23 protein-coding genes are annotated in these 22984 nt (G+C 57.4%); 2 read left to right on the plus strand and 21 right to left on the minus strand.

Annotated features, from left to right (window positions below; all coding sequences use genetic code 11):
• Window positions 1–9 precede the first annotated feature (9 nt).
• A complete protein-coding gene (locus ACI48J_RS19595) occupies window positions 10–1800 on the minus strand; it encodes an L-fucose isomerase (protein ID WP_405079844.1) in 1791 nt (596 codons plus the stop codon).
• A 64-nt stretch (window positions 1801–1864) separates the two neighbouring features.
• The gene (locus tag ACI48J_RS19600) at window positions 1865–2290 is read right to left on the minus strand and encodes an RbsD/FucU family protein (protein WP_405079845.1); all 426 of its coding nucleotides are present in this window, start codon (window positions 2288–2290) and stop codon (window positions 1865–1867) included.
• A 132-nt stretch (window positions 2291–2422) separates the two neighbouring features.
• Here ACI48J_RS19600 and ACI48J_RS19605 point away from each other — a divergent pair, with 132 nt between their 5' ends.
• Window positions 2423–3433, plus strand: coding sequence for a LacI family DNA-binding transcriptional regulator (locus ACI48J_RS19605; RefSeq protein WP_405079847.1), 1011 nt, complete (start codon window positions 2423–2425; stop codon window positions 3431–3433).
• Window positions 3434–3447: 14 nt separating this feature from the next.
• On the opposite strand, the gene ACI48J_RS19610 is transcribed toward ACI48J_RS19605, so the two are convergent.
• From ACI48J_RS19610 to ACI48J_RS19625, 4 genes are all read right to left on the minus strand, one after another.
• Window positions 3448–4503, minus strand: a complete 1056-nt coding sequence (locus tag ACI48J_RS19610) for a CotH kinase family protein (protein ID WP_405079848.1) — start codon at window positions 4501–4503, stop codon at window positions 3448–3450.
• A gap of 976 nt (window positions 4504–5479) precedes the next feature.
• Window positions 5480–6346 (minus strand): MetQ/NlpA family ABC transporter substrate-binding protein, encoded by an 867-nt coding sequence (locus ACI48J_RS19615; RefSeq protein ID WP_405079850.1) that lies wholly within the window; start codon window positions 6344–6346, stop codon window positions 5480–5482.
• 59 nt (window positions 6347–6405) lie between these two features.
• Window positions 6406–7074: a methionine ABC transporter permease gene (locus ACI48J_RS19620; RefSeq protein WP_326052686.1), complete on the minus strand. Its 669-nt coding sequence runs from the start codon at window positions 7072–7074 to the stop codon at window positions 6406–6408.
• Window positions 7071–7856 carry a methionine ABC transporter ATP-binding protein gene (locus ACI48J_RS19625; RefSeq protein ID WP_009675287.1) on the minus strand — a complete coding sequence of 262 codons (786 nt, stop codon included), beginning with the start codon at window positions 7854–7856 and terminating at the stop codon, window positions 7071–7073. The genes ACI48J_RS19620 and ACI48J_RS19625 overlap by 4 nt, the downstream gene beginning before the upstream one ends.
• A gap of 276 nt (window positions 7857–8132) precedes the next feature.
• On the opposite strand from ACI48J_RS19625, the gene ACI48J_RS19630 reads away from it, so the two are divergent.
• The gene (locus tag ACI48J_RS19630) at window positions 8133–9479 is read left to right on the plus strand and encodes an LLM class flavin-dependent oxidoreductase (RefSeq protein WP_405079851.1); all 1347 of its coding nucleotides are present in this window, start codon (window positions 8133–8135) and stop codon (window positions 9477–9479) included.
• A 156-nt stretch (window positions 9480–9635) separates the two neighbouring features.
• Here the strand turns inward: ACI48J_RS19630 and cysK are convergent, their stop codons facing one another.
• The 15 genes from cysK to ACI48J_RS19705 all read right to left on the minus strand — a co-directional run bounded on the left by cysK (window position 9636) and on the right by ACI48J_RS19705 (window position 22955).
• A complete protein-coding gene (gene cysK / locus ACI48J_RS19635) occupies window positions 9636–10601 on the minus strand; it encodes a cysteine synthase A (RefSeq protein ID WP_405079852.1) in 966 nt (321 codons plus the stop codon).
• Window positions 10602–10637: 36 nt separating this feature from the next.
• Window positions 10638–11201, minus strand: coding sequence for an OsmC family protein (locus ACI48J_RS19640; protein ID WP_405079853.1), 564 nt, complete (start codon window positions 11199–11201; stop codon window positions 10638–10640).
• A gap of 187 nt (window positions 11202–11388) precedes the next feature.
• Entirely contained in the window at window positions 11389–12714 is a 1326-nt protein-coding gene (locus ACI48J_RS19645) for an LLM class flavin-dependent oxidoreductase (RefSeq protein WP_405079854.1), read from the minus strand.
• Between the two features lie 25 nt (window positions 12715–12739).
• On the minus strand, window positions 12740–13222 hold the full coding sequence (locus ACI48J_RS19650; RefSeq protein ID WP_326052680.1) for a DinB family protein: 483 nt from the start codon (window positions 13220–13222) through the stop codon (window positions 12740–12742).
• A 12-nt stretch (window positions 13223–13234) separates the two neighbouring features.
• Entirely contained in the window at window positions 13235–14395 is a 1161-nt protein-coding gene (gene solA, locus ACI48J_RS19655; protein ID WP_405079855.1) for an N-methyl-L-tryptophan oxidase, read from the minus strand.
• Window positions 14392–15582, minus strand: a complete 1191-nt coding sequence (locus ACI48J_RS19660) for an amidohydrolase (protein WP_405079857.1) — start codon at window positions 15580–15582, stop codon at window positions 14392–14394. The genes solA and ACI48J_RS19660 overlap by 4 nt, the downstream gene beginning before the upstream one ends.
• Before the next feature lie 88 nt (window positions 15583–15670).
• Window positions 15671–16738 (minus strand): LLM class flavin-dependent oxidoreductase, encoded by a 1068-nt coding sequence (locus ACI48J_RS19665; RefSeq protein ID WP_405079858.1) that lies wholly within the window; start codon window positions 16736–16738, stop codon window positions 15671–15673.
• A gap of 114 nt (window positions 16739–16852) precedes the next feature.
• Window positions 16853–17605 carry an amino acid ABC transporter ATP-binding protein gene (locus ACI48J_RS19670; protein ID WP_405079860.1) on the minus strand — a complete coding sequence of 251 codons (753 nt, stop codon included), beginning with the start codon at window positions 17603–17605 and terminating at the stop codon, window positions 16853–16855.
• The gene (locus ACI48J_RS19675) at window positions 17602–18312 is read right to left on the minus strand and encodes an amino acid ABC transporter permease (protein WP_405079861.1); all 711 of its coding nucleotides are present in this window, start codon (window positions 18310–18312) and stop codon (window positions 17602–17604) included. Before ACI48J_RS19675 ends, ACI48J_RS19670 begins: the two co-directional genes overlap by 4 nt.
• Complete coding sequence (locus tag ACI48J_RS19680) at window positions 18302–19084, minus strand: amino acid ABC transporter permease (protein WP_405079863.1); 783 nt, start codon at window positions 19082–19084, stop codon at window positions 18302–18304. The genes ACI48J_RS19675 and ACI48J_RS19680 overlap by 11 nt, the downstream gene beginning before the upstream one ends.
• Window positions 19085–19117: 33 nt before the next feature.
• Window positions 19118–19987 carry a transporter substrate-binding domain-containing protein gene (locus tag ACI48J_RS19685; RefSeq protein WP_405079864.1) on the minus strand — a complete coding sequence of 290 codons (870 nt, stop codon included), beginning with the start codon at window positions 19985–19987 and terminating at the stop codon, window positions 19118–19120.
• A gap of 156 nt (window positions 19988–20143) precedes the next feature.
• A complete protein-coding gene (locus ACI48J_RS19690) occupies window positions 20144–20683 on the minus strand; it encodes a GNAT family N-acetyltransferase (protein ID WP_405079865.1) in 540 nt (179 codons plus the stop codon).
• Between the two features lie 330 nt (window positions 20684–21013).
• Window positions 21014–21520: a GNAT family N-acetyltransferase gene (locus ACI48J_RS19695; protein WP_405083256.1), complete on the minus strand. Its 507-nt coding sequence runs from the start codon at window positions 21518–21520 to the stop codon at window positions 21014–21016.
• A gap of 20 nt (window positions 21521–21540) precedes the next feature.
• On the minus strand, window positions 21541–22332 hold the full coding sequence (locus tag ACI48J_RS19700; RefSeq protein WP_405079867.1) for a phosphotransferase: 792 nt from the start codon (window positions 22330–22332) through the stop codon (window positions 21541–21543).
• A 62-nt stretch (window positions 22333–22394) separates the two neighbouring features.
• On the minus strand, window positions 22395–22955 hold the full coding sequence (locus ACI48J_RS19705; protein WP_405079868.1) for an AAA family ATPase: 561 nt from the start codon (window positions 22953–22955) through the stop codon (window positions 22395–22397).
• Window positions 22956–22984: the final 29 nt, after the last annotated feature.

Consider the following 22984-nt stretch of genomic DNA (forward strand, 5'->3'; position numbering starts at 1 on the left):
GTCCGGCTTTTATTTATACAAAGGGCCGAAGTTTGCGCACGCGCGGAAGTCCGCCGCTTCCCCATCCCGGGTCCCGAAAGAGCTCCATACGCGCGGCCGGAATATATTCTTCTCATCGACGTTGTGCATGGAAACGGGAATTCTCAGCATCGCCGCCAAGGTAATGAGGTCGGCCCCGATGTGCCCGCAGCTGATGGAACCGTGATTGGAGCCCCAATTGTCCATCACGGAATAAACATCGCGGAAAGAGCCTTCTCCTGTCAGGACCGGCGCGAACCAGGTCGTCGGCCACGTGGGGTCGGTCCGCTTATCCAGCGCGTCGTGCACGTTATCCGGCAGGTCGACCGTATAGCCCTCGGCAAGCTGAAGCACCGGACCGAGGCCCTTCACCAGATTGATCCGGGTCATCGTGACGGGCATCCCGCCCTTCGTCAGGAAGTCCGACGAGTAACCGCCGCCCCGGAAATACTCCACGGCCGCGGGCCGCCATGAAGTTTCACCAAGGCATTTGCCCACCTCTTCCTCGGTAATCTCCCAAAAGGGCTTCATGGCCGGCGCACCGTCCCGGGATTGCTGCCCCGTACCGTCCAATGCCGCCGGGCCGGAATTGATGAGATGGAGAATCCCGTGCTCCGCGGCCCCTTCCAGCGTATAACCCGTCACGCGCTTCACCGATTCGGGGCTCCAGTACGTGCGGACGTCGGCGAAAATTTGGGCGGTGTGCGTAAGAAGGTATCCCATCAGCATCGCAACGCCGTTCAGACTGTCGTTCTCGGTCGCCACGAGATAAGGTGCTCTTCTTCCGTTCCAGTCGAAGGAGCTGTTCAGGATCGCTTCCATGAAGTCCCCGTTCGGGAAGTGATCCGTCCAGTGGCGCTGCCCCTGGAAGCCGGACAAAATCGCGTTATGCCCCATCGCTTCCTCGCCGAAACCGAGTTCAGCCAGCTTCGGATTCCCGGTCATCAGATCGCGGACGATCAGGGACATTTTAACGACGGTTTCCCAGTCCTTGTCCTTACGTTCCCGGGACGTTTGAATGGCCGCAGGATTGTTGTCCGGGCCTTCCTTGCAGTTGTCCTTCACCCAGGCGAGCGCGAGCCCGTACTCCTCCTTGTCGTAAATCTCTTCTTCCATCCGGCGGACAAGCTCCGACATATCCACGTATTCATTGCGCATGCCAAGGTAATTCTGGAACAGCTCCTCGTTGACGATCGAACCCGCAATTCCCATGGAAACGGAGCCGACGGACAAGTAGGACGTTCCTTTCATCACCGCCACGGCCAGAGCCGCCCTTGCAAAACGGAGCAGTTTCTCCCTCACGTCTTCGGGAATGCCGGCCGCGCCGGCGTCCTGCACATCCTTGCCGTAGATGCCGAACGCCGGAATTCCTTTCTGCGCATGGGCCGAAAGCACGGCGGCCAAATAAACGGCTCCCGGACGCTCCGTCCCGTTAAAGCCCCAAATGGCATTCGGAATGGAGGCGTTCATATCCATCGTCTCGGTTCCGTAGCACCAGCAAGGAGTCACGGTGACGGATACGCCCACGCCCGACCGGGCGAATTTGTCCGCAGCCGCAGCCGCTTCGGCTACGCCGCCGATACAGGTGTCGGCAATGACGCATTCCACCGGCGTTCCGTCGGGGTAGCGCAAATTGCCGCTGAGCAGGGCGGCAGCCGCCTTCGCCATGTTCATGGTCTGTTCTTCAAGCGACTCGCGCACCCCTTTGCGGCGTCCGTCGATGGTCGGACGGATGCCGATTTTCGGAAAAGGCCGGCTCCATCTGTGTTCACGGTTATTCATTTGATCTTCCCCCTTGTGGAGTTATCGATAAACCCCTTCGTAAAAAATATCCTTCGCAGACACGTCACGTAACGATGCCTTTTCTCAAAATAACGTTCGCATATAAAGCGCTTTCACTCGTGGCGGCAACGGCATAAGCTTCTTTAGCCCGTGCGTAGAAAGCGAATCGTTCCAGCTGACCGATTTGGGCTTCCGGCAAATGCCTTCCGATCAATTCGCCATACGTTTCCCAAATCACCGGCTGAACCGGATCGCCCGGAACGACCGCCATAAGCTGGGCCGGGTGATCTCCGTATGTATCGAGCGGGAACAAGGCAAGAACCGCCTCCAACAGCTCGGGCACGCCGTGACCGTCGCAGCGGACCAGACGTTTGGCATGGCTCGCCGCCGGAAAGTTGCCGTCCCCCAGGACAATCTCATCCCCATGGCCCATCTCCATCAGCACTTTCAGAAGTTCCGGCGAAAGAATGGATGGAATTCCTTTCAGCATCCGCTTGTCTCCTCTCTGCAATTCAGGTAGAATTTGAGTTACCGATAACACAAAATTAACAGCTGCCTCTCTTGCTGTCAACGGTTTTCTTTTATACAATAAACTCACTTAAGCATGAAAAGGTGATAACGATTGATTACCATCTATGATATAGCCGAGAAAGCAAATGTCTCCGCCATGACCGTTTCCAGAGTTATCAATAACTCCGGAAGAATCAGCGAGGCGACCCGTAAGCGCGTCCGCAAGGTGATGGAAGAGCTGAATTATATCCCCAACTCCATGGCCCGCGGCCTCGTTCTGCAAAAAACGAAGCTGTTGTCGCTGTTGATCACGGATATTACGAATCCTTTTTACACCACGATTGCGCGGGGAGCCGAGGATACGGCGAAGCGGTCCGGCTACAAGCTTCTATTCGGCAACAGCGACGAGGATTACGGCAAGGAAAAAGACTACGTGGAGATGATCCTCTCCACTCGGGTGGACGGCGTCCTGTTCGCGCCTACCGGAGACGCTTCTCTTGAGCAGCTCCGGCAGCTGCAGAAGCACGGGATTCCGTTCGTGATTCTGGACCGTGAAGTGCCCGGCATCGAAACGGACGTCGTCCTCGGCGACAGCAAAGAAGGGGCGAGAAAACTGGTCGAGCACCTGATCGGCCTCGGTCATCGACGCATCGCTCTGGTCAACGGCTCGCCCGATGTATCTACGGCCCGGCTCCGGTATACCGGCTACCGGGAAGCTCTTCTGCTCGGCGGACTGCCTCTCGACGAGAGCCTGGTTGTGTCGCTGAACTACCGCCAGTTTCAGGACGAAGCCTCGCTGCAGGCGCTGCTCGCGCTTCCTTCCCCGCCGACGGCGATTTTCGCGGCAAACAATCTGCTCGCCGTGGGGATTATTCAAGCGCTTCGTCAGAAAGGCTTGTCCGTTCCGGAAGATGTATCGGTTGTCTGCTTCGACGACTTCGGTCCCGCCGAGACCGTGAATCCTTTTCTGACCGTAGCCTCCCAACCCGCGTATCAGTTCGGTGCCCTCGGCATGCAGCTTCTGATCGAACGGATCGAGAACGGACCCGGTTCCGAAAGCCGCAAAATCATGCTGCCCTCCGAACTTCTCATCCGTTCCTCGACCCGCACATGGGACAGGTAAGCCGCCGGACTGACTCATAACAGCCGGATTCCTTCTTGGATGTCTTTCCGCCGGTCTTCGATATACTGCTCGATCACTTCAGGCTCCGACCGGAACAGGGACAGACTTTTTTGACGGCCGGGGTCCTTATATACATCCCGGGCAATGCGTCCGTGCATCTCATACACAACGGGCATAATCCGGTCCTTCGTAAACGCCGTGCCCGTAAGGTGTTTCAAAAGAGCCTTGTACCGCTGCCGCGCCTCCTTGCTTTCCAGCACTTTTTCGGTCAAGTCGTTATACCCGGTGATCCTCACCAGATTACTGTCTACTCTTTTCCCGTAACAATTCCGCCCCCAAGTGCCTTCATAATCCCACGGAATCATCCGGTACCTCCGGGTCGGCTTATGCTCGTAGATCGCATAGTTATGCTCGAAACCGTCATAATTCCCCGTCATCACGGCCCCGGCCAGCCACCGCAAGTAATTGTCGAGATCCACATGCTTCCCCAAAAAAGCCTTCAGCCGGTCGCCTTTAAGCGCATGCATGGATTGGATGAACGCTTTCATCTTGTTCCGGTCCTGACCCGTTCCGATAATGAGATCGTATCCGGCAAACAAGGTCTTTTTTCGCTTGCGGGTATCCGGATCTTTCAGTGAAAAATTCGCGCGGTCGTTGCTTGCATAGAGGAGAGACTTCATAAGAATCCCCCTCCGCCGGAAAAAAGACCGCTTAACCGCCTCGATCAGCACATACACGCCTTCATTTCTGCCGTCGATCGTCAGTACGACATGGCGGGTATGCGGACTCGGCACGCCGATCATGCGGAAAAAACGGAACGACAGCGCGTTGCGGATCAGCGAAGGATCGTCGTATTCGGCATTCAGATGATAGGTCCTTCCCTTCATCCGGATTTCATACGATTTTTTCGCATATTCGCGGGTATGCCCGCCCCGGTATCCGATCCGGATAGGCACGCTGCTGCTCCCGTCCGATAACATCGCCGGTACGAAGCGGCTGCTCCATACGTTTTGCCGGAGTTTACGGTCCGCTCCGGAACCGACCGTCAGTTGAAAATAAGGAAGCGACATCAGATTCTTCCGCCTTTCGCTATAAGAAAACAGCCTATCCGTCAGGATAGGCTGTTCTTGTTACGTTACCTTATGCGAAATGCAGGCGCGGCGGCACGGCGCGGACCGACAAAGTCCAACCTACCGCTTTCCGTACGGTTCCGACGCGGGAGCGGTCAGCCGTGCGGGGAGCCCGTGTGTCCGGCGTCCTCCCGTACGATTCCCTTCAGTTCTGTTTCCTCCCGTGCGATTCCCGTCCGTACGGTTTCCTCTCGTACGGTTTCTTCCCGTACGGCTGCCTCCCGTACGATTCCCGCTCGTACGGTTCCCTCCCGTACGGCTGCCCCCGGTATGCCTGTCCCAGGTACGGTCTTCCCTCGCGAATTCCCCCTCCGGACGATCTATAGACGCATTCCATGGAATCGGCCAGATTCCTCCGGGACGGTTTTGCGGATACTGCCGGCCGTAATGGTCTCTCCGCCCTTCCGTCCGGTTACCCCGCGTGCGGTTTTCTTCTTTTCGGTTTCCGCCGCTTCGACCACCTGCAGTACGACGACCTAGGGTCCGACTACCTCCTGTGCGGTTACCCAAAGCCCGGTGATCTGCGGGACGGTTTCCCTTTGTCCGGCTGTCCCCTGCCAAATCCCCTGCCGTACGACCGGCCAAACGATCCCTCCGAAAGCCGGTAGTTTCTTTTATACCTTCAACCGACTGGGCTCGTTCATCCTTTGCCCACCAACTTTCGAACAAATCGGGATACTCGCTCATTTGAACTACCTCCATCTATCAAGATAGTATATACATATGAGATGGCTCGCAGATTGGTATGGTCATTGGTGTACTCTTATCTGGTTTTTGAAATATCCGCCGTAAACAGAGCAAGGGACGTTCGGCAGCCTTCGTTTGTAATTCCGCGCTGCTTAAGATTGTGCCGCAGCCTGGACTTTCAGGTCTGCCGCGTCTTTTTTCGGACCTACGATCGGGGCCTTAGCCTTGTTCAAAAAGCCGGGACAACGGCAACGCCGTATTTGTCCAAGATAAATTTCTTCACTTCCGGGCCGGTAAGCGCCGCATCGAGCTTTTTGATTTCGTCCCGGCTCTCATCGCCTTTGCGGACTACGATCACATTCGCGTAAGGAGAGTTGGCATCTTCCCGGAATAAGGCCGATTTGGGATCGAGCTTGGCTTCCAGAACGAGATTGGTATTAATAATCGCACCGTCCAAATCCGGCAGCGCCCTCGGCAGCGTAGCGGAGTCCGTTTCGAAAAATTTCAGGTTTTTCGGATTATCCGCGATATCCTTCGGCGTAGCCTCGTACGTGGTCAGCCCCTCTTTCAGCTTGATAAGACCCTGCTGCTGCAGGAGGACCAGCGCCCGGTATTCATTGGAGGGATTGTTCGGAATGCCGATCTTCGCGCCGTCTTTGATCTCGTCCTTGGATTTCAGCTTGCTCGAATAAAACCCGATGGGTTCCACATGAACCTTGGCGGTCACCGCAAAGTCAAAGCCTTTCTCTTTCTTGACCGAATCCAGGTACGGCACGTGCTGAAAATAGTTCGCGTCGATCTGTTTGTCTTTCAAAGCCGGATTCAACTGGCCTTCGTCATCGAACACTTTAATGTCCAGGTTGATTCCCTGCTCTTTCAATTTCGGTTTTACGACTTCCAGGATCTCCGCATGCGGAACGGCCGCTGCTCCTACGGTAAGTTTCACCTCTTTGGCGGGTTCTTTGGACGCTCCCGGCGTGCTGCCGGTTTTCTCCGAAGCGGCAACCTCTCCTTTGCCTTGGCTTCCGCAGCCGGCGGCCGTCAACGTGACTGCCAGCAGAATGGCGGCTATAGCGCTTAATCGTGTATGTGTCATGGAATATGCCTTCTTTCTTCTATGTAATGAATAAAAAACAGATAAAGCGGACGAGCCGTTTATTCCAGTTTGTAGCGTTTGCGGATGACCGATTTGGCGATGGAGTCGCCGGACCACTGGATAATCTGGACAATCAGAATAATAAGAATAACGGTGGCAATCAGGATATCTTCCCGGAAGCGCTGGTAACCGAACCGGATGGCCAGGCTGCCGAGGCCTCCCGCGCCGATGGCGCCCGCTACCGCCGTAAATTCCGTGATCGCGATGACGCCGATCGTGACCGCCCGGATCAGGGCCGGAAGCGCCTCCGGAATCAGCACGCGGAGTATGATGGTCCACGGCGAGGCGCCGACCGATTTGGCCGCTTCGATTTTGCCGGAGCTGACTTCTTTCAGCGAGTTTTCGATAATCCGTCCCAGAAAAGGAGCGGCTCCGATCGAGAGGGACACAATCGCCGCCGTCGGTCCCAGTGTCGTGCCGACAAGGAGCCTGGCAAGCGGGAGGAGCAGCACGATCAGAATAATGAACGGCAGGGACCGTACCGCATTGATGGCGGTCCCGATCACTTTATTCAGCTTCGGAGCCGCAAGAATGCCGCCTTTTTCCGTAACCACCAGAGTGATGCCGAGCGCGCTGCCCAGCAGGAAAGCGAACAGCGAGGCCCACACGACCATGAAAAGCGTCTCCTGCAGCCCTTCGACCAGCAAATCGACCAAATCGTCTCTCATATGCCTGCTCCCGCTCCTTCCAGAACCGTCCGCTTGCTGCGGTAGTGGTCGATAATGCTGACGAATCTTCTTGCGGTATCGCTCTCCGGCTGGAGAAAAAACTTATCCACAGTTCCGGTCTCTACAATTCTACCTTTTTCTATGACCGCCATATTGCGGCAGATGTGCTGGAGGACGTCCAGCTCGTGCGTGATCAGCACAATCGTCAAATTCAGCTGGCGGTTAATGTCTTTGAGCAGCTCCAGCGTGGAATAAGTCGTTTGCGGATCGAGCGCCGAGGTCGCTTCGTCGCTCAGAAGCACATCGGGTTCGTTCACAAGCGCCCGGGCAATCCCGACCCGCTGCTTCTGGCCTCCGCTGAGCTGGGACGGGTAGACGTTCTCTTTGTCCCCGAGCTGCACCAGATCCAGAATCTCTCTCACTCTCTCGGCCAGAAGCGGTTTGGGAACTCCCGCCACTTTAAGGGGAAACGCCACGTTCTGGAACACGGTTTTGGAATCGAGCAGATTAAACTGCTGAAAAATCATGCCGATTTTACGCCGGGCCATCCGCAGCTCCTTCTCGCCCAGATCGGTGATGCGCAGCCCCTCGATTTCCACCGTGCCCGAATCGGGCTCCTCCAGCCGGTTGAGGCAGCGGATTAATGTGGATTTCCCCGCCCCGCTAAATCCGATGATGCCGAAAATATCCCCCTTTTGTATGCGCAGATTGATGTTTTCCAGGGCCGTTACGGGACCGCTGGCGCTTTTGTACGACTTGGTCAGATTTTCTACGAGAATCATGTGCCTACACCTGCCCGGAAATTTTTTCAATAAAAAAAACCAAGCCCATCTTACCGGCCGTCCGGTAAAGAGCTTAGTTTCCAGCTATCTGGTCAACTAACGACTTATGAAGTTATTTCCGACTAAACCAATGTCTTTTGTTTAATTTATCTCAGCTTTCGTATCTTGTCAACCGCCTTTTAAGAATAAAAACGAGGATTGACGGCCTCCGGCGCTTGATGTTAATGTTTAACATATTATTCCTATAAAATAACTAGGTTATGAGGAGGAACCCCCTTGGCAGCTAACAGACAAATCAAGCTATCCGCCTACCTCGTGGGCACCGGAATGCATGTCGCCTCGTGGAAACATCCGAACGCGCAAAGAAGCGCCAGCATCTCCATCGATTACTACAAAGCGCTCGCCCAAACGGCCGAACGCGGCAAGTTCGATATCGCTTTTATCGCGGACAGTCTCGCCATCAACGAGGATTCCCATCCGAATATCCTGAACCGTTTCGAACCGGTTACCCTCATTACCGCGCTTGCGGGCGCCACATCCAAAATCGGCGTCGTCGCCACCGCTTCCACGTCCTATATCGAGCCGTTCAATCTGGCTCGTTCCCTGCTATCCGTCGATCAGATCAGCAAAGGCCGGGCAGGCTGGAATATCGTGACGACACGCGATCTGTCCGGCAGCACGGCCCGGAATTTCGGAGCGCAGGATCATCTGGAGCACGGATTCCGTTACAAAAGGGCGGAGGAATTCGTCGAGGTCGTGACGGGGCTCTGGGATTCCTGGGAGGACGACGCCTTCGTGCAGGACAAGGAAAGCGGGGTCTTCTTCTATCCGGATAAAATGCACCGTCTTAACCATCAAGGCGAATTTTTCTCTGTCGAAGGGCCGCTGAATATCGCGCGTTCACCACAAGGGTATCCGGTGCTGGTGCAGGCGGGGACCTCGGAATCCGGCCAGCAGTTCGCCGCCAAGCGGGCGGAAGTGATTTTCTCCATCAAGTACAGCAAGCAGGAAGCCCGGGAGTTTTACGACACGTTCAAAAGCAAAGTCGCCTCTTTCGGCCGGTCACCCGACGAGGTCGTCATTTTGCAGGGAATCTTTCCGGTTATCGGCCGAACCCAGGAAGAAGCGGACGAGAAATACAGGCGGCTCGAATCGTATATTTCCGAGGAAACGGATTTCAGCTTCCTGCAAGACTATTTCCCCGGTGTCGATTTCGCGGGCTTAACGCTGGAATCCCGTGCCGCCGATGCGGGGCTGGACCGCCTTGATCTGGACAAATCGGATTACCGGAAGCACCGGCCTGTCATTGCCCGGGAGAATCCGACGCTCCGTGAAGTCTATTCCCTTCTTACCGGCTCCTTCAGCCGGGAAGACTGGGTCGGCACCCCGGAGAAAATCGCGGATACGCTCGAAGAGTGGTTTACGGAGCGCGCTGCCGACGGCTTTATGCTGATGGCCCCGCTGCTGCCGGACGGGCTTGACGATTTCGTGGAGGAAGTCGCCCCGCTTCTGCAGCAGCGCGGGCTGTTCCGCACGGAGTATGCGGGCGACACGCTCCGTGAGCATCTCGGTCTGCGCGTGCCGGAGAACCGCTACGCCCGGGAGGAAGTCTCCCGCCCGTAAACGGGCGCCCGCGAGCGCGCGCCGGAGGGCGGCCGCTTGCTTCGCGCGGGCTTTTGCAGCGGTTATGTGCCGCCGCAAAAAAGCACACATAGAAAAGGAGCCCGGATTGCACGGGCTCCTTTTGGCGTGGCTGCTAAGGTAAACGGAAGCACGGCTTCAAACATCGTAAAGCCCCGTGCTTAAATATCGCTCCCCCGTATCGGGAGCGATGCAGAGCACCTTCTTCCCTCTTCCGAGCTTCCGGGCAATCCGCATACCCGCCCACACGGCCGCTCCCGAGGAAGGCCCGAGAAGCAGCCCTTCCCGTCGGGCAAGCTCCCTGGCCGTCTCATGCGCGTCCTCGTCCCCTACCTGCAGCACCTCGTCGTAAAGCTGCGTGTTGAGAACCGGCGGAATAAAGCTGGGACTGATTCCCGGGATAAGGTGAGTCCCCGGCTCGCCGCCGGAGAGCAGAGGCGAACAGCGCGATTCGACGACATAAACGCGCAAATCCGGAAGTCTGGATTTAAGCGACTCGCCCGTGCCCGTTATCGTGCCTCCGGTGCCCGAGGTACATACGAATGCGTCCAGCCTTCCCTGCATCTGCTCCCATATTTCCGCAGCGGTCGTAAACCGGTGAACGTCGGCGTTGCCGGCATTCTCGAACTGGACGGGAAAGAAGCTCCCGGGAATCCGCCTTTCCAGCTCCCTGGCCCTTCGGAGGCCGCCTTCGATCTTTTCTTCCGCAGGGTAGAGGACGACTTCCGCCCCGTATGCCCGCAAAATTCCCGCCCGCTCCGAAGACATGTTATCGGACATGACCACGATAAGCTTGTAGCCTTTGACGGCCGCCACCATCGCCATGCCGATGCCCGTGTTTCCGCTGGTCACTTCGATGATCGTTCCGCCGGGGAGCAGCCTGCCGTCCCGTTCGGCCTGCCCGATCATGTGCCGGGCCGCGCGATCTTTCACGCTTCCGCCGGGGTTTAGCGACTCCAGCTTGACGTAAAGCTCGGCGTCGTTCTCATCACAGAGCCGCCGGATACGGACGACCGGAGTATCGCCGATCAGCTCCAGTACGCTGCCCGCCATTGCGGGACTATTTCCGGCCCCCTCAACCCTTTGCCCCTCCCTTGCAGACATGAGAGCCGCCTCCTCCCGCCTCCCGGATCGCCGATATCAGCTTCCGACCGTTACTTCTCCCGCCTCTCCGCTGCCGGAAGAGTGCAGTACCTTCCCCGTTATTTCCTGGGGTCTTTGCAGCAGATTCAAGATAGGGCAGACTTCCTCGACCCCCCGGTGAAGCTCGGCGATTTCTTCCTTGGAAGCGGCCGACTCGATGTGCAGGGTGTAGCGGATGTTGTGAGGCCAGAAAGGAATCTCCTCGTAGCCGTCTTTCCCGGCAAACTTATGCAGCTCCCCTTCGACCTCCACCTCCAGCGATTCCAGCGGAACTCCGCGCAGAGCCGCCTGAATCAGCGTGATGTGCGTCAGGCAGCTTCCGAGAACGCCGAGCTGAATCTCCGCCGAATTCGGCCCCAGGTCAAATCCGGCGAAATCCGGCAGGCTGTCGCTAAGAATCTGGAAATTCCGGATACGGGTTTCCCTTACGCCGCTCCGGTCCTTGGCTCTTACCTTGGCCTTCAGCACGTCCGACGGCCGATTCGCGACTCGTTTGCGCTCCTCCTCGCGTTCCTCCAGCGACTTCTTTTTGGCCGCCAAATAATCGTTTAACTGGCTCATAACGCTCACTCCCGTTCCCATAGATTGAACTGCCGTTCCTTAACTAGCCCCGCCCGCTCTAAAGAACCCCTTCAGAACGGATCAGGTTACGACCGCCCGACGAGCGGACTCCCCGCCCACGGCCCTGTTTCCGCACGCATCCTCTACGCAACCGCGCAGCAACGCAGCCAAACTCTATCCAACCGGCTCAAACTGTCTCCGGCTGTTTCGTATACCGGTTGGCCGGCACCGGCAGCCCGAGGTTGCCCCGGAGCGTATCGCTTTCGTACTCCGTACGGAAGATGCCTCGCTGCTGGAGGATCGGCACCACATGATCCACGAAATCCTCCAGTCCGGTCGGTACGGCGGCGGAAAGCATAAAGCCGTCCACGGCGCCCGCTTCGAAATACTCCTGGATAAGGTCCGCGACCTTTTCGGGCGTTCCGACGAAACGTCCTTTCGGCGTTGCGGCCTGCAAAGCTACCTGACGAAGCGTAAGGTTTTTCTCTTTCGCTTCCTGCTTGATTTTGTCGGTCCCGCTCTGGAAGCTGTTCTTGCCGAGATCGCCGAGATCCGGGAACGGCTCATCCAAGGGATACTGCGAGAAATCGTGATGCTCGAAAAAACGGCCCAAATAATCGAGCGCCGTCTCGATCGTCACGAGGTCCGCAACCTCTTGGTACTTGCGCTCCGCTTCCTCTTCGGTCGATCCGATAATCGGCCCGATGCCCGGGAAAATAAGCACTTCGTCCGGCGAACGCCCGTGCGAAGCGGCCCTCTCCTTCACTTCCTTGTAGAAACGGACGGCGTCTTCCAAGTTCTCATGCCCGGCGAAAATGGCGTCCGCCACTTTAGCCGCATAGTTTTTGCCCACTTCGGAGGCTCCCGCCTGGAAAATAACCGGCTGCCCCTGTCTGGAACGGGCAATGTTCAGCGGTCCCCGGACGGAGAAAAATTCCCCCTGGTGATTCAAAGTGTGCAGCTTCTCCGGATCGAAAAATACGCCGGAATCCTTATCCCGTACGAAAGCGTCGTCTTCCCAGGAGTCCCACAATCCTTTCGTCACATCCAAGTATTCTTCCGCGATTTTGTAGCGCAGATCGTGTTCGGGATGCGATTTGCCGTAGTTTAGCGCGGACCCTTCGAGCGGTGAAGTGACGACGTTCCACCCCGCGCGCCCGCCGCTGATGGCGTCGAGGGAAGCGAACTGCCGGGCCACCGTAAACGGTTCGCTGTACGAGGTCGACAGGGTTCCGACGAGGCCGATGTGTGTACTTACGGCAGCCAAAGCGCTCAGAATCGTAATCGGTTCAAAACGGTTCAGGAAATGCGGGATCGACTTCTCGTTGATATACAAGCCGTCGGCAATGAAAATCAGATCGAACTTGCCCGCTTCCGCCTTCCGCACCCATTTTTTGTAGAGCTCGAAATTCACACTCGCGTCCGGCTGCGCATCCGGGTGTCTCCACATGGCCGGGTTACCGCCGACCCCGTGCAGAAGCGCGCCCAGCTTTAACTGTCTTTTTTTACTCATAATCGTTCCTCCCCTTCCGCTTGTCTTACACCGCCGCTACCACGGATTTGATCCGTTCGATTTGCGCCAGATGAGTTTGCACGTGCGCCGTAAAAGCATTCACGACAGACGCCAGGGTGACGGTCTCCCCTTTGAAATTGACACCGGTTTTCTCCCAGTCTTCCTCCGTAAGCCGCCGGAACAACACCGCGTTGTAGTGCAGCAGTGCCGCATAAGCGTCCAATAGTTCGGCAACGCCGCTTTCATTCGCCCGCTGTCCTTCCACCCATGGGTCCTGGGCGAATCCCGGCAGAGTCTTAGCCGAGCCCGCCAAAATTTCGCGGATGCGGAACGAAACCACGATATTGTGGTCGGCCAGATGCGCCAGCACCTCCGTAATGCTCCATTTTCCCGGAGCTTCTTTCCGCTTGAGCTGCTCTTCGTCCAGTCCCGCGACCGCCAGTTTTAATTGATCGTAAACCGATAAATAAAGTTGGATATCTACGTTTAAAATGCCGGAACCGCTCATTGTTCTTCCTCCTTATGCAGTCGTCCGGGGACTTTGGGCCCCTTGTGTAAAACGCGTCAAAGCAAACGGCCGGATATCGAACGGCGTCCGTCCGTACAGCGTCAGATCGGCGAGAATCTCCCCGACGACACTGGAAAATTTGAATCCGTGACCGGAAAATCCTCCCGCCACAAGAACGGACGGATGGGCCGGGTGACGGTCGATCATGAACGCTTCGTCGGGGGAAAGCTCGTATTTGCAGACGGCGCCCCGGTTCAGACGGCCGGCCGCCCGGGGCATATAAGCGTCCAGCGCCCGGCGCAGATCCCCTTCGTCCTCCTCGTAACGGCCGAAAGGCTCCAGCGCCTCTCCCGCCGTCCATTCCACCCCGGTGTCGTGTCTGCCGATCTTCACCCCCGCGCCGCCGATGTCCGGAAAGCCGTAGTAGCTCCCCGTGCCGTCGCCGATAGTGAAGCCCGGGAAGCGGCCCGCACCGAATAGGGGCTGTTTCGGCTGGAACCAGCCCACCGCTTTGCGGACCGCCCGGACGGGCAGCTTCACGAACGGCTCCAGCGTCCGGAACCAGGCGCCGGTTGCGAGGATCGCCTGCTGCGCATGGTACACGCCCTGGTCCGTATGGACCGCGACGCCGCCCTCCCGGGCGTTCAACTGGCGCACGGGCGTATCCGGCAGCAGCCGGGCTCCCGCCTCTTCGGCCAGCCTCCGGTAGGCGGCGACGCACTTCTCGCTGAAGAGATAGCCGGCGTCCGGCTCATACATCCCGCCGAAATGCTCCGGCAGCTCGAAGCCCGGCCAGCGGCGTCCGATCTCGGCCGCGTCCAGCAGCTCGGCACGGACGCCGAGCTTCCGGGCGTCTTCGGCCCGGGTGCGGAACGCGTCCGCACCCGCAATGTTAATGACCCCGGACGGGACCATCAGCTCCGCGCCGGTCTCCGCCTGGAGCTCCTCCCAGAGCTCCTGGGCGCGCAGCGCCATCGTGATATAGGCGGGCCCTCCGCTGTATGCGTGGCGGATGAGCCGGGGCTCTCCGTGATGGCTGCCTTCCCCGTGCGGCGGGTTGAAAGCGTCGATGAGCAGCGTCCGCACTCCCTGCTTCGCCAGGTGATAGCCTGCGCTCATGCCCATCGAGCCCGCTCCGACCACGATAACGTCGTACGTCATCCCGCCGTTCATCCGTTTGCTCCTGCGGGCCGTTCGGAGAGTTCCAGAAGCGCACGCCGGGCCAGTTCCGAGAAAAATCTCGCGCTCACCGGAAGGGCCGCTTCATCCAGGTCGAACGCCGGATGATGCCACTCGTGCGGTCCGTCCGTCCCGACGAAGACGAAAAGCCCGGGCACTTCCCGCTGATAGAAGGCGAAGTCTTCGCCTGCCGGAGACGGAAGCGGCGTCACCGCTATGTAGCCCAGGCTCTCGGCCGTGTTTCTCGCGAGCACTGCCAGCTCGGCCGAATTGTTCACGGGAGGCGGACCCTGGATCCAGCGGAGCGACGCTTTCGTCCCGCTGGCCGCCGCCACTCCCTCGACGACCTCGCGGAAACGCGTCAGCACGCGGCTCCGGACGCCTTCGTCGAAGGTGCGGATTGTGCCCTCCAGCAGCGCTTTCTCCGGAATCACGTTCCAGGCGGTGCCGCTGTGCAGCTTCGTCACGCTGACGACGGCGCTGTCCAGCGAGCTGATGTTGCGGCTGACGATGGACTGGACCGCCGAAACGATCTGCGCGGACGCCACGATCGGGTCGCTGCCGGCTTCGGGCAGGGCCGCGTGCGAGCCCCGGCCCTCTATCTCCGCGATGAAGCCGTCCGCAGCCGCCATCTGCGGGCCTTCCTTAATGCCGAGCGTCCCGACCGGCAGATCGGGTTTGTTGTGCAGCCCGAATACGGCCCGCACGTTCTCCAGCGCTCCGCTGCCGATCACTTTGAGAGCGCCGCTCGCTTTCTCCTCGGCCGGCTGAAACAGGAAGCGGACTGTGCCCGGAAGCTCCTCTTCCCTCTGCTTGAGCAGATAAGCCGCTCCCAGAACGGCCGCCGTGTGAAAATCGTGGCCGCAGGCGTGCATTTTCCCCGGAATCTTGGACGCGTAAGGAAGGCCGGTCTCTTCCCGGATCGGCAGCGCGTCAATGTCCGCCCGGATGGCGACCACCGGGCCCGGACGCAACCCTCCCACTTCGGCAATCACTCCGGTCCGCAGGGAATAGGGGGCGATGCGGATGCCGGCCTCTTCCAGCCAGGCTTTAATAAAAGCCGTCGTTTCGAATTCTTCGTGAGACAACTCCGGATTCTCGTGCAGATGGCGCCGGACCGCGACAAGTCTTGCGGCCAGCTCTTCCAGCTGCTCTTGCTGCGTCAGCGTTTCGCTGGTCATGGCTTTCACCCTCCTCTTGACTGAGATTGCTTCAGGCTGCTAAAGAAGCGCGATGCGGCGGATTGCCGTCCGCCAATCGGGTGGCAGCTCAAGCCTCTACCGATACGCGCTGCCCGGCCGTGTCCGCTTCTGCTTCCGTTTCAGCCGCCGTGTCCGCACCCGACAGCGCTTCGATCAGCAGCTCGAACGACCGCACCCGCTTCGCAAAATCTTTGACCGCGGTCAAAACGATAAATTCGTCCACGCCGGTCGCCCGCTGAAGCTCCAGCAGCTCTTTCTTCACGGTCTCGACCGTCCCTTTCGTCACCGAAGGCTCCTTCACCTCGATCGTGAAGTTCTCGCTGCTCTGCTTACCGAATTCCTCCGCATGCTCCAAGGTGCTGACCGTAATCGTCCGGCCGCTCTCCAGATGGATCTTGACCAGCTTATGGTCCCCGGCCAGCTCCTCCGCTTCTTCCTCGCTTCCGGCCGCGATGACGGACAAAGCGAGTATGGCCGCCGGTTCGGCGCCGTGCGCGTAATTGAACTCGCTCCGGTACGTCCCGATGGCTTCCACGGCCGTCTGCGGGTCCCCGTTAATAAACAGCGAGAACACGTAAGGCAGACCCAGTTCCGCCGCAAGGCGGGCGCTTCCCGTGCTCGCTCCGAGTACGTAAAGATCGGCGGGCCGATCAGGTACCGGATTCGCACGAAGGCCGGCCAGCGGGTGATCTTCTTCCAGCCGGTTGTGCAGAAATTTGCGCAGCTCGACGATTTTGTCGGTCAGGGAAGCGGCATCCACGACGTTTTTTTGGAGCGCCTGCGTCGATCTCGGCAGGCCGCCTGGAGCGCGGCCGATCCCCAGATCGATCCTTCCCGGTCCGAGCGCGGACAGCACGTTAAAGTTTTCAGCGACTTTGTACGGGCTGTAATGCTGGAGCATGACGCCTCCCGAGCCGAGCCGGATGCGTTCGGTTTTGGCCAGTAGATGGGAGATCAGCACTTCCGGCGAAGAACCGGCGACGTGCGCGGAATCGTGATGCTCCGCCACCCAGAAGCGGTGGTAGCCGAGCTCCTCCGCCCGCCGGGCCAGAGCGACGGTCCGCTTGAAAGCCTCCGTTCCGGTTTCGCCTTCGTAGACAGGGGTCTGGTCCAGAATACTCAGTTTAATGGCCATAACTTGGTTTCCTCCTTGTAAAAAACGAATTCCGGCCGTACGGACAGAACCGTTTTTGCAGCTGCGTTTTTGCACTTGCGTTTTAGCGGCTCCTTCTTTCACCGGCTCCGCGTTTTAAATGGAATAGCTCAGTTCGGGCGTAATCCGCTTCAGAAACTGCCGGGTGCGCTCTTCCTTGGGCGCGTTGAACAGCTCTCCCGGCGGACCCTCCTCGACGATTACGCCGCCGTCCATAAAGACCACATGATTGGACACCTCTCTGGCGAATCCCATTTCATGCGTCACGACAATCATCGTAATGCCCTCTTTGGCGATCTTGCGGATAACCGCAAGCACTTCGCCGACCAGCTCGGGGTCCAGAGCCGACGTCGGTTCGTCGAATAGAATCACTTCCGGATTCAGCGCCAGTGCCCGCGCGATTCCGACGCGCTGCTGCTGACCGCCGGACAATTGGCTCGGATAGTCGTCCAGTTTCCCGGACAGGCCCACTTTCAAAAGCACTTCCGCGCTTCGCGCACGCGCCTCGTCTTTCGGAAGCTTCTGCGCGACGACCAGTCCCTCCATCACATTTTCCAGAACGGTCTTGTGTTTAAACAAATTGTACTGCTGGAACACCATGGCGGTTTTCTTGCGCAGCGTATGAATGTCTTTGCGGCCCGAGCGCTTGCAGTCGACGGTAAAATCCCCGATCGTCACTGCGCCGGCATTCGCTTTTTCCAGAAAATTAATGCACCGCAGCAGCGTCGTTTTGCCCGATCCGCTCGGCCCCAGGATAACGACGACTTCACCTTTATGCACGGTCAGGTCGATGCCTTTCAGCACTTCCTGCTTCCCGAACGATTTTGAAATGCCGGTCAGTTTAATCATGCCACTCCACCCCGATTGTAAAGAGTAAACCGCTTCTCCAGAGCGGACGATGCCTTTTCCACCAGAACCGTAATCCCCCAGAACAGAAGAGCGGCCGCTATATAGGCTTCGAAAAACTTCCAGTTCGTAGACGCCACGATGTTGGCCTGGGCGTTAATTTCCACCACCGAGATGGTAAAAGCGAGCGTAGTCGCATGCAGCATGGAAATGACGGAGTTCGTCAAATTGGGCAGGCTGACCGCAAATGCCTGGGGAAACACGATGCGACGCAGCGCCTGCACAGTCGTCAGGCCGACGGCGTAAGCCGCCTCGATCTGTCCCCGGTCCACCGCCCCGATGCCCGCCCGGACCACTTCGGACATATAAGCCCCCGCCGTGATGGAGAAAGCGATGATCACGAAAGAGACGAGCGGGATGGAGCCCGAGTTGAAGGACCATCCGTAACGGTCCGCGAGCGTATCCAGAACGGCCGGAAGTCCGAAATAAACGAGGAACAGGTGCATCAGCATCGGCGTTCCCCGGATAAAGGTCACATACGCAACCGCCGCCGGATGCAGAACCGGCACCCGGTAAATGCGCACCAGCGCGATGCCCGTACCGATCAGCAGCCCTCCCAGAACGGAGACGGCCGTGATATACAGGGTCACCGGCAGAGCTGACAGCAGGCTTAGAAAAGCCGTGCCGATGAAAGAAGGATCAAGGTTCATAGCCCGGCGCCTCCTTTTTGATTCCCGGCTGGAGCCGTCTGAAGATGTTCGGGCGCGCAGCCGTTTTACCGGCCGTGTCCGCAAGCGGCCTGCTGTGGCGCAGCAGCCTTTTCTCGGCGGCATCGAAGCCTTTCTGCAAAATAAAGCTGACGACGAAATAAATCAGCGAAAGCGCGATATAAATTTCGATAAAATGCTGCGTCGCCGTGCCCAGCGTCTCGGATTTGCCCGTCATTTCCATAACGCCGTGCGTAAAGGCGAGCGAGGAGTCTTTCAGGTTGCCGATGACCAGGTTGCCGAAAACGGGCAGCGCAATCCCGAGCGCCTGCGGCAGGACGATCCGGGTGAACGCTTCGTACCCGTTCATGCCTACCGCGTAGGCCGCCTCCACCTGCCCCCGGTCAACGGCCGCCACCGCCGACCGGATCATCTCGGAGACATAAGCGCCGGTGTGCAGCGAATAGGTGAGAATAACGAACAGGAGCACCGGCGTTTTGGACACGTCCACCTGGACGATTTTCAGCAGTTCCGGCAGTCCGTAGTAGATCAGGAACAGCTGGATGAGAATCGGCGTCCCCCTGAAGAAGGACACGTAGACTCCACTGATCCGCCTCAGGACGGGCACGTTATACAGCCGGGGCAAAGCGATAAGAAACCCGATGATCAGCCCCAGCAGGATGGAGCTTCCCACGATCAGCAGCGTGATGTGCAGATAGGAAAGCAGCTTCGGAATAAAGAAGAAGATATAGTCCGCCTCGAATCTTCTGCCCATGGTACCACCTCTCTCGTACGAACCTTCGGGTTCTTATTTCTTCTGCTTGCCCACCTGCGAGAAATCCTGGCCGAGCCACTGAATGCTCAGCTTGGACAGCGTTCCGTCCGCCTTCACTTCCTTGATCGCCTGGTCGATCCGGTCGGCCAGCTTTCCGTCCGTTTTGCGGAAGACATACAGCACATCCGATTCTGTCAGAGGTTCGCCGACCGTCTTCAGCGCTACCTTGCCGTCTTTGTCCGTATAGTTGCGGAGCGCGAAATCCGACGTCACCGTGGCATCGATGCGCCCTTTGCGGATTTTATCGACCAGATCGTTGGCCGTGGCGTTGTCGTACACGATCTCGATGGCGTTGTTGTTCTTCTTGTTATACTCCTGGAGGATGTACGCTTCGTTGCTTGTCGCTCCGGTACGGACTTTTTTCCCTTTCAGATCGTCGATGGATTTGATGGTGTCGTTGTTGATCTCGACGGCGACTTTGTTCAGGAAAATGCTGTACGGCTCTTTATTGAACAAATATTTCTGCTCGCGCTCCGGATTTTTCTCCATTTGATGGGCAATCAAGTCGATCTTGTTCGTTTCCAGGCTGAGCAGCAGACTCTGGAACTCCATCGTTTTGAATTCGAACTCGTATTCCGGTATCCGCTTGTCGAGCTCTTTGATCAGCTCCACGTCAAACCCCGTCAGCTTGCCGTTCTGGTCGATAAAGCACACCTGCGGGAACTTGGTCCCCGTGCCGACGATGACCTTCTGGACCTTGCCCGCCGGGCTTTCTCCCGGTTTGTCCGTGGCCGCCGAGGTCGTCCCTCCGCCTGTTTCAACGGCTTTGCCGCAGCCAGCGGACGCTGCCGCCAACACTAAAATTCCCGCTCCCGCCAACCATTTGCTAACCTGTTTCTTCATTAGACTTGCTCCCCCGCTTCATTATGGATAGTTGAGAATGTATAGTGATCGTCCAGCCCCGATTAAGTCCGAACCCATGGGGTGTATGTTGCTTGCGGCTGAAGGTCGGCCTGTTTCGTCATCTGGCGCCCCCGGTCTCCTAAATAAAATTTTTTTCTATGAGGCCGTAAAAAAGACGGATTCGCGCAGCTCCAGCCGGTAGCTTTTGACAAGCACCTCGCCGTTATGGAACTCCTTGTCGAACGCCCGCTGGAATCCCAGCCGCTCATACAGGCTCACGGCGGAAGCCATCATATCGGACGTATGAAGATGAAGCGTGGAGGCCCCAAGCTCCAGGGAGCGCTTCGCGCTTTCTTTAATAAGCTCCGTCGCGACGCCTCTGCCCCGCGCTTCCGGCGATACGGACAAATAGCGGATAATCGGCGTATAGATTTCCAGCTCCGGCCTGCCGTAAGCCGCCTCCGAAGAAACGAACAACTGGACGGTTCCGACGATTCTCCCGTCCGCCTCGGCGACCAGCCGCGCGACGGGATTGCCTTTGTCGGCGGCGGCGCCGATATCTTCGCGGTACTGCTGCCATCTTTGCGCGGACATGACGTCGGCATATTGCAGATAAGCTTCAAGCATCACCGCGCGGACCGCTTCGCGATCCGCCTCTGCCGCTTCACGGATGACGATGGAGGGTGAGCTTCCCATAGATCTGACACTCCTTTTTCTCCTAGGTGTGGAACTCCGCGTAACAACGCAAAAAGCCAGAGAGGTCACTAGAAGCGACTTCTCCGGCTGTCCGGTCGATACTCGACAATTCAAAGCGGAATACTAAGTTTTTAATACTGTACCACTAAAGCGGGACGTTATCAACCATTTTTTGTTGTTTTTTTGGGGAAGCCGAACGGTTAAAGTTTTATGAAGATTCCGGAACCCGCCTACCCGGCTGAATACGGCTCCGGCTGTCCGACCTTTACCTCGCGGACCCCGCTCGCGATAAACGGGCTGCACAAAAAAAGGCTGCATGCCGCAGCCGTCTTACAGCTTTTTCTCATACAGGTTGGCGCTCCATCCGTCTCCCGGCACGGTTTCCAAATAAACGAAGCCGGCGTTCCGGTAATACGCGTTGAGCCCGGAATTCTCCGACATGCAGTCCAGCCGGAAATACGTTTTGCCCGCCCGCCTGATGTAACTTTCCGCCCATTCGAGCAGCCGGGTTCCCAGCCGGAGTCCGCTGAGCTTGCGCGTCACAACGAGCCGGTGGAGATACCCCGCATCGCCGCGGTCCCTTTCTCCCCAAAGAGACTTGTCGCTCCACTGGAGCGTGAAGCAGCCTGCGGCCTCGCCGCCCGAATAAGCGATAAACAATTCGTAATCGGCCATCAGGCCCGCGATATACTCCCGGGTGAACGTCTTTTCGTCCCAGAGCAGAATACCCTGCGAAACTCTCCAGCGGGCCGCTTCCACATACAGCTCCTGCAAAAGAACCGTGTCGGCCGGACCCGCTCTTCTGATGTCCAAATCTGCCCCCGCGTCCGGACACATACTCACCGGCAAAACCTCCTTTAAGTCCAGTCGTCCTTATGTTCAGAGATGAACTTAATGTCATTTTGATAATGTTCAAGATGACCGGCATCTAGCATCTTTTGAAAAGCAAGGTCGCCTTCGCCCGCTCTTCTCGTTATCGTTTTACATAATCCTTCCAATCGCAGCAGTACCATTTCTATATAGTTTTCCGCAACTTCTTCCCCGTAAGAATCAAAAAATAGCTTAACTCTGTTTTTAACGCGGGAAGCATCTTGAAAAGAATCATAATAAACGATTTCGCCTGTTTCAGTCAGATACAATCTGCTTAACGGCACACAAGTGTACAGCGTATAAGCTATGTCCCAAAGCCGCGGACCAGGTCCGGCTGCATCAAAATCAATAATACCTATCGGTTTTTCCTGCTGAAAAATAATGTTGTATACGGCAAAATCGTTGTGGCATATTATCTCCGAAGGTTGCGGAGTATTATCCAAAGACCGCCAGTCGTCATCAAATGAAAAGCCGCTTACGGCATCATGATAGAGACGAAGCATTTTCGCAATTTCCTGTAAGACATCGTCTGACCGCATATAGTTTTTCAGAGGATAGTTTCCGGCTTCTCCTTCGATAAAGGATAACATTTCTCTTCCTTTTTCATCGATACCCAGGTATTTAGGGGCATACCCGTATCCTTTGTCGGCAAGATGGTTTAACAGGGCATGAATTTGGGGGCTATTCGGCTTTAATTCCCGTCTGACTGTATGACCCGACCTATATACCTTTGAAACGTTGCCACCGGCTAACAATTCCTCATTAGAATGATTAGACATCTAAACACCTCCTTTTTTTTGTTCGCACCCGAAAAGAAGTACACTCGGCAGATCCGAGCTTTCTACTCCCGGATCTCCGAGGCCCGGACAGTTCCTTCCTCCCATACGCGCTCCAGAATCGCATCCACGGTTTCCTCCGGCGTGAGACCTGTCGAGTCCAGCCACAAACCGACCCGCGGGGTTTCCGCGTGCAGCACGGCGTTCAGCGCGGATACGGTCCATATGCCGTATCCTTTTTTGGCCCGGGCCGCTTCTCTGCGCGCGACTTCTTCCTCGGCGGGACACAATACGATCACGTACAGGGGCCGGTCCTCCAGCAGCGTAAGGAAATCGTTCAGCACGCGGCCTACCACGACATCCTGCATCACGACGGTGAATCCGGCGGAATAGTAGGCGTCCGCAGCTTGAGCCGCCAGCCTGTACCGCAGGAGAAGCTGCTCCATCTGATCCGCTTGTGCATCCGGATGGACTTCCTTGCGGTCGTTGACGATCATTTTACGGAAATGATCTCCCCGGAGATGAACCGATTTCTCGAATCGCTCCGCCAACAGCTGCGCGACCGTCGATTTGCCGCTTGCCATAATGCCGGTCACCAAAAACATCGCATGAATATCCCGAATCATGCCAATCTCCCCCCTTTTGCGGACGATTT

The organism is Paenibacillus chitinolyticus (assembly GCF_045038035.1).
Taxonomy (GTDB): Bacteria; Bacillota; Bacilli; order Paenibacillales; family NBRC-103111; genus Paenibacillus_F; species Paenibacillus_F chitinolyticus_A.

Excerpts from the sequence above, each read along its gene's own strand:
- ACI48J_RS19680 (WP_405079863.1), bottom strand. The coding sequence starts at position 19,084 with ATGGGCAGAAGATTCGAGGCGGACTATATCTTCTTCTTTATTCCGAAG.
- cysK (WP_405079852.1), bottom strand. The coding sequence starts at position 10,601 with ATGTCTGCAAGGGAGGGGCAAAGGGTTGAGGGGGCCGGAAATAGTCCC.
- ACI48J_RS19695 (WP_405083256.1), bottom strand. The coding sequence starts at position 21,520 with ATGTGTCCGGACGCGGGGGCAGATTTGGACATCAGAAGAGCGGGTCCG.
- ACI48J_RS19700 (WP_405079867.1), bottom strand. The coding sequence starts at position 22,332 with ATGTCTAATCATTCTAATGAGGAATTGTTAGCCGGTGGCAACGTTTCA.
- ACI48J_RS19705 (WP_405079868.1), bottom strand. The coding sequence starts at position 22,955 with ATGATTCGGGATATTCATGCGATGTTTTTGGTGACCGGCATTATGGCA.
- ACI48J_RS19650 (WP_326052680.1), bottom strand. The coding sequence starts at position 13,222 with ATGAGCGGTTCCGGCATTTTAAACGTAGATATCCAACTTTATTTATCG.
- ACI48J_RS19690 (WP_405079865.1), bottom strand. The coding sequence starts at position 20,683 with ATGGGAAGCTCACCCTCCATCGTCATCCGTGAAGCGGCAGAGGCGGAT.
- ACI48J_RS19620 (WP_326052686.1), bottom strand. The coding sequence starts at position 7,074 with ATGAGAGACGATTTGGTCGATTTGCTGGTCGAAGGGCTGCAGGAGACG.
- ACI48J_RS19615 (WP_405079850.1), bottom strand. The coding sequence starts at position 6,346 with ATGACACATACACGATTAAGCGCTATAGCCGCCATTCTGCTGGCAGTC.
- ACI48J_RS19610 (WP_405079848.1), bottom strand. The coding sequence starts at position 4,503 with ATGTCGCTTCCTTATTTTCAACTGACGGTCGGTTCCGGAGCGGACCGT.
- ACI48J_RS19595 (WP_405079844.1), bottom strand. The coding sequence starts at position 1,800 with ATGAATAACCGTGAACACAGATGGAGCCGGCCTTTTCCGAAAATCGGC.
- ACI48J_RS19645 (WP_405079854.1), bottom strand. The coding sequence starts at position 12,714 with ATGAGTAAAAAAAGACAGTTAAAGCTGGGCGCGCTTCTGCACGGGGTC.
- ACI48J_RS19660 (WP_405079857.1), bottom strand. The coding sequence starts at position 15,582 with ATGACCAGCGAAACGCTGACGCAGCAAGAGCAGCTGGAAGAGCTGGCC.
- solA (WP_405079855.1), bottom strand. The coding sequence starts at position 14,395 with ATGAACGGCGGGATGACGTACGACGTTATCGTGGTCGGAGCGGGCTCG.
- ACI48J_RS19685 (WP_405079864.1), bottom strand. The coding sequence starts at position 19,987 with ATGAAGAAACAGGTTAGCAAATGGTTGGCGGGAGCGGGAATTTTAGTG.
- ACI48J_RS19665 (WP_405079858.1), bottom strand. The coding sequence starts at position 16,738 with ATGGCCATTAAACTGAGTATTCTGGACCAGACCCCTGTCTACGAAGGC.
- ACI48J_RS19640 (WP_405079853.1), bottom strand. The coding sequence starts at position 11,201 with ATGAGCCAGTTAAACGATTATTTGGCGGCCAAAAAGAAGTCGCTGGAG.
- ACI48J_RS19600 (WP_405079845.1), bottom strand. The coding sequence starts at position 2,290 with ATGCTGAAAGGAATTCCATCCATTCTTTCGCCGGAACTTCTGAAAGTG.
- ACI48J_RS19670 (WP_405079860.1), bottom strand. The coding sequence starts at position 17,605 with ATGATTAAACTGACCGGCATTTCAAAATCGTTCGGGAAGCAGGAAGTG.
- ACI48J_RS19675 (WP_405079861.1), bottom strand. The coding sequence starts at position 18,312 with ATGAACCTTGATCCTTCTTTCATCGGCACGGCTTTTCTAAGCCTGCTG.
- ACI48J_RS19625 (WP_009675287.1), bottom strand. The coding sequence starts at position 7,856 with ATGATTCTCGTAGAAAATCTGACCAAGTCGTACAAAAGCGCCAGCGGT.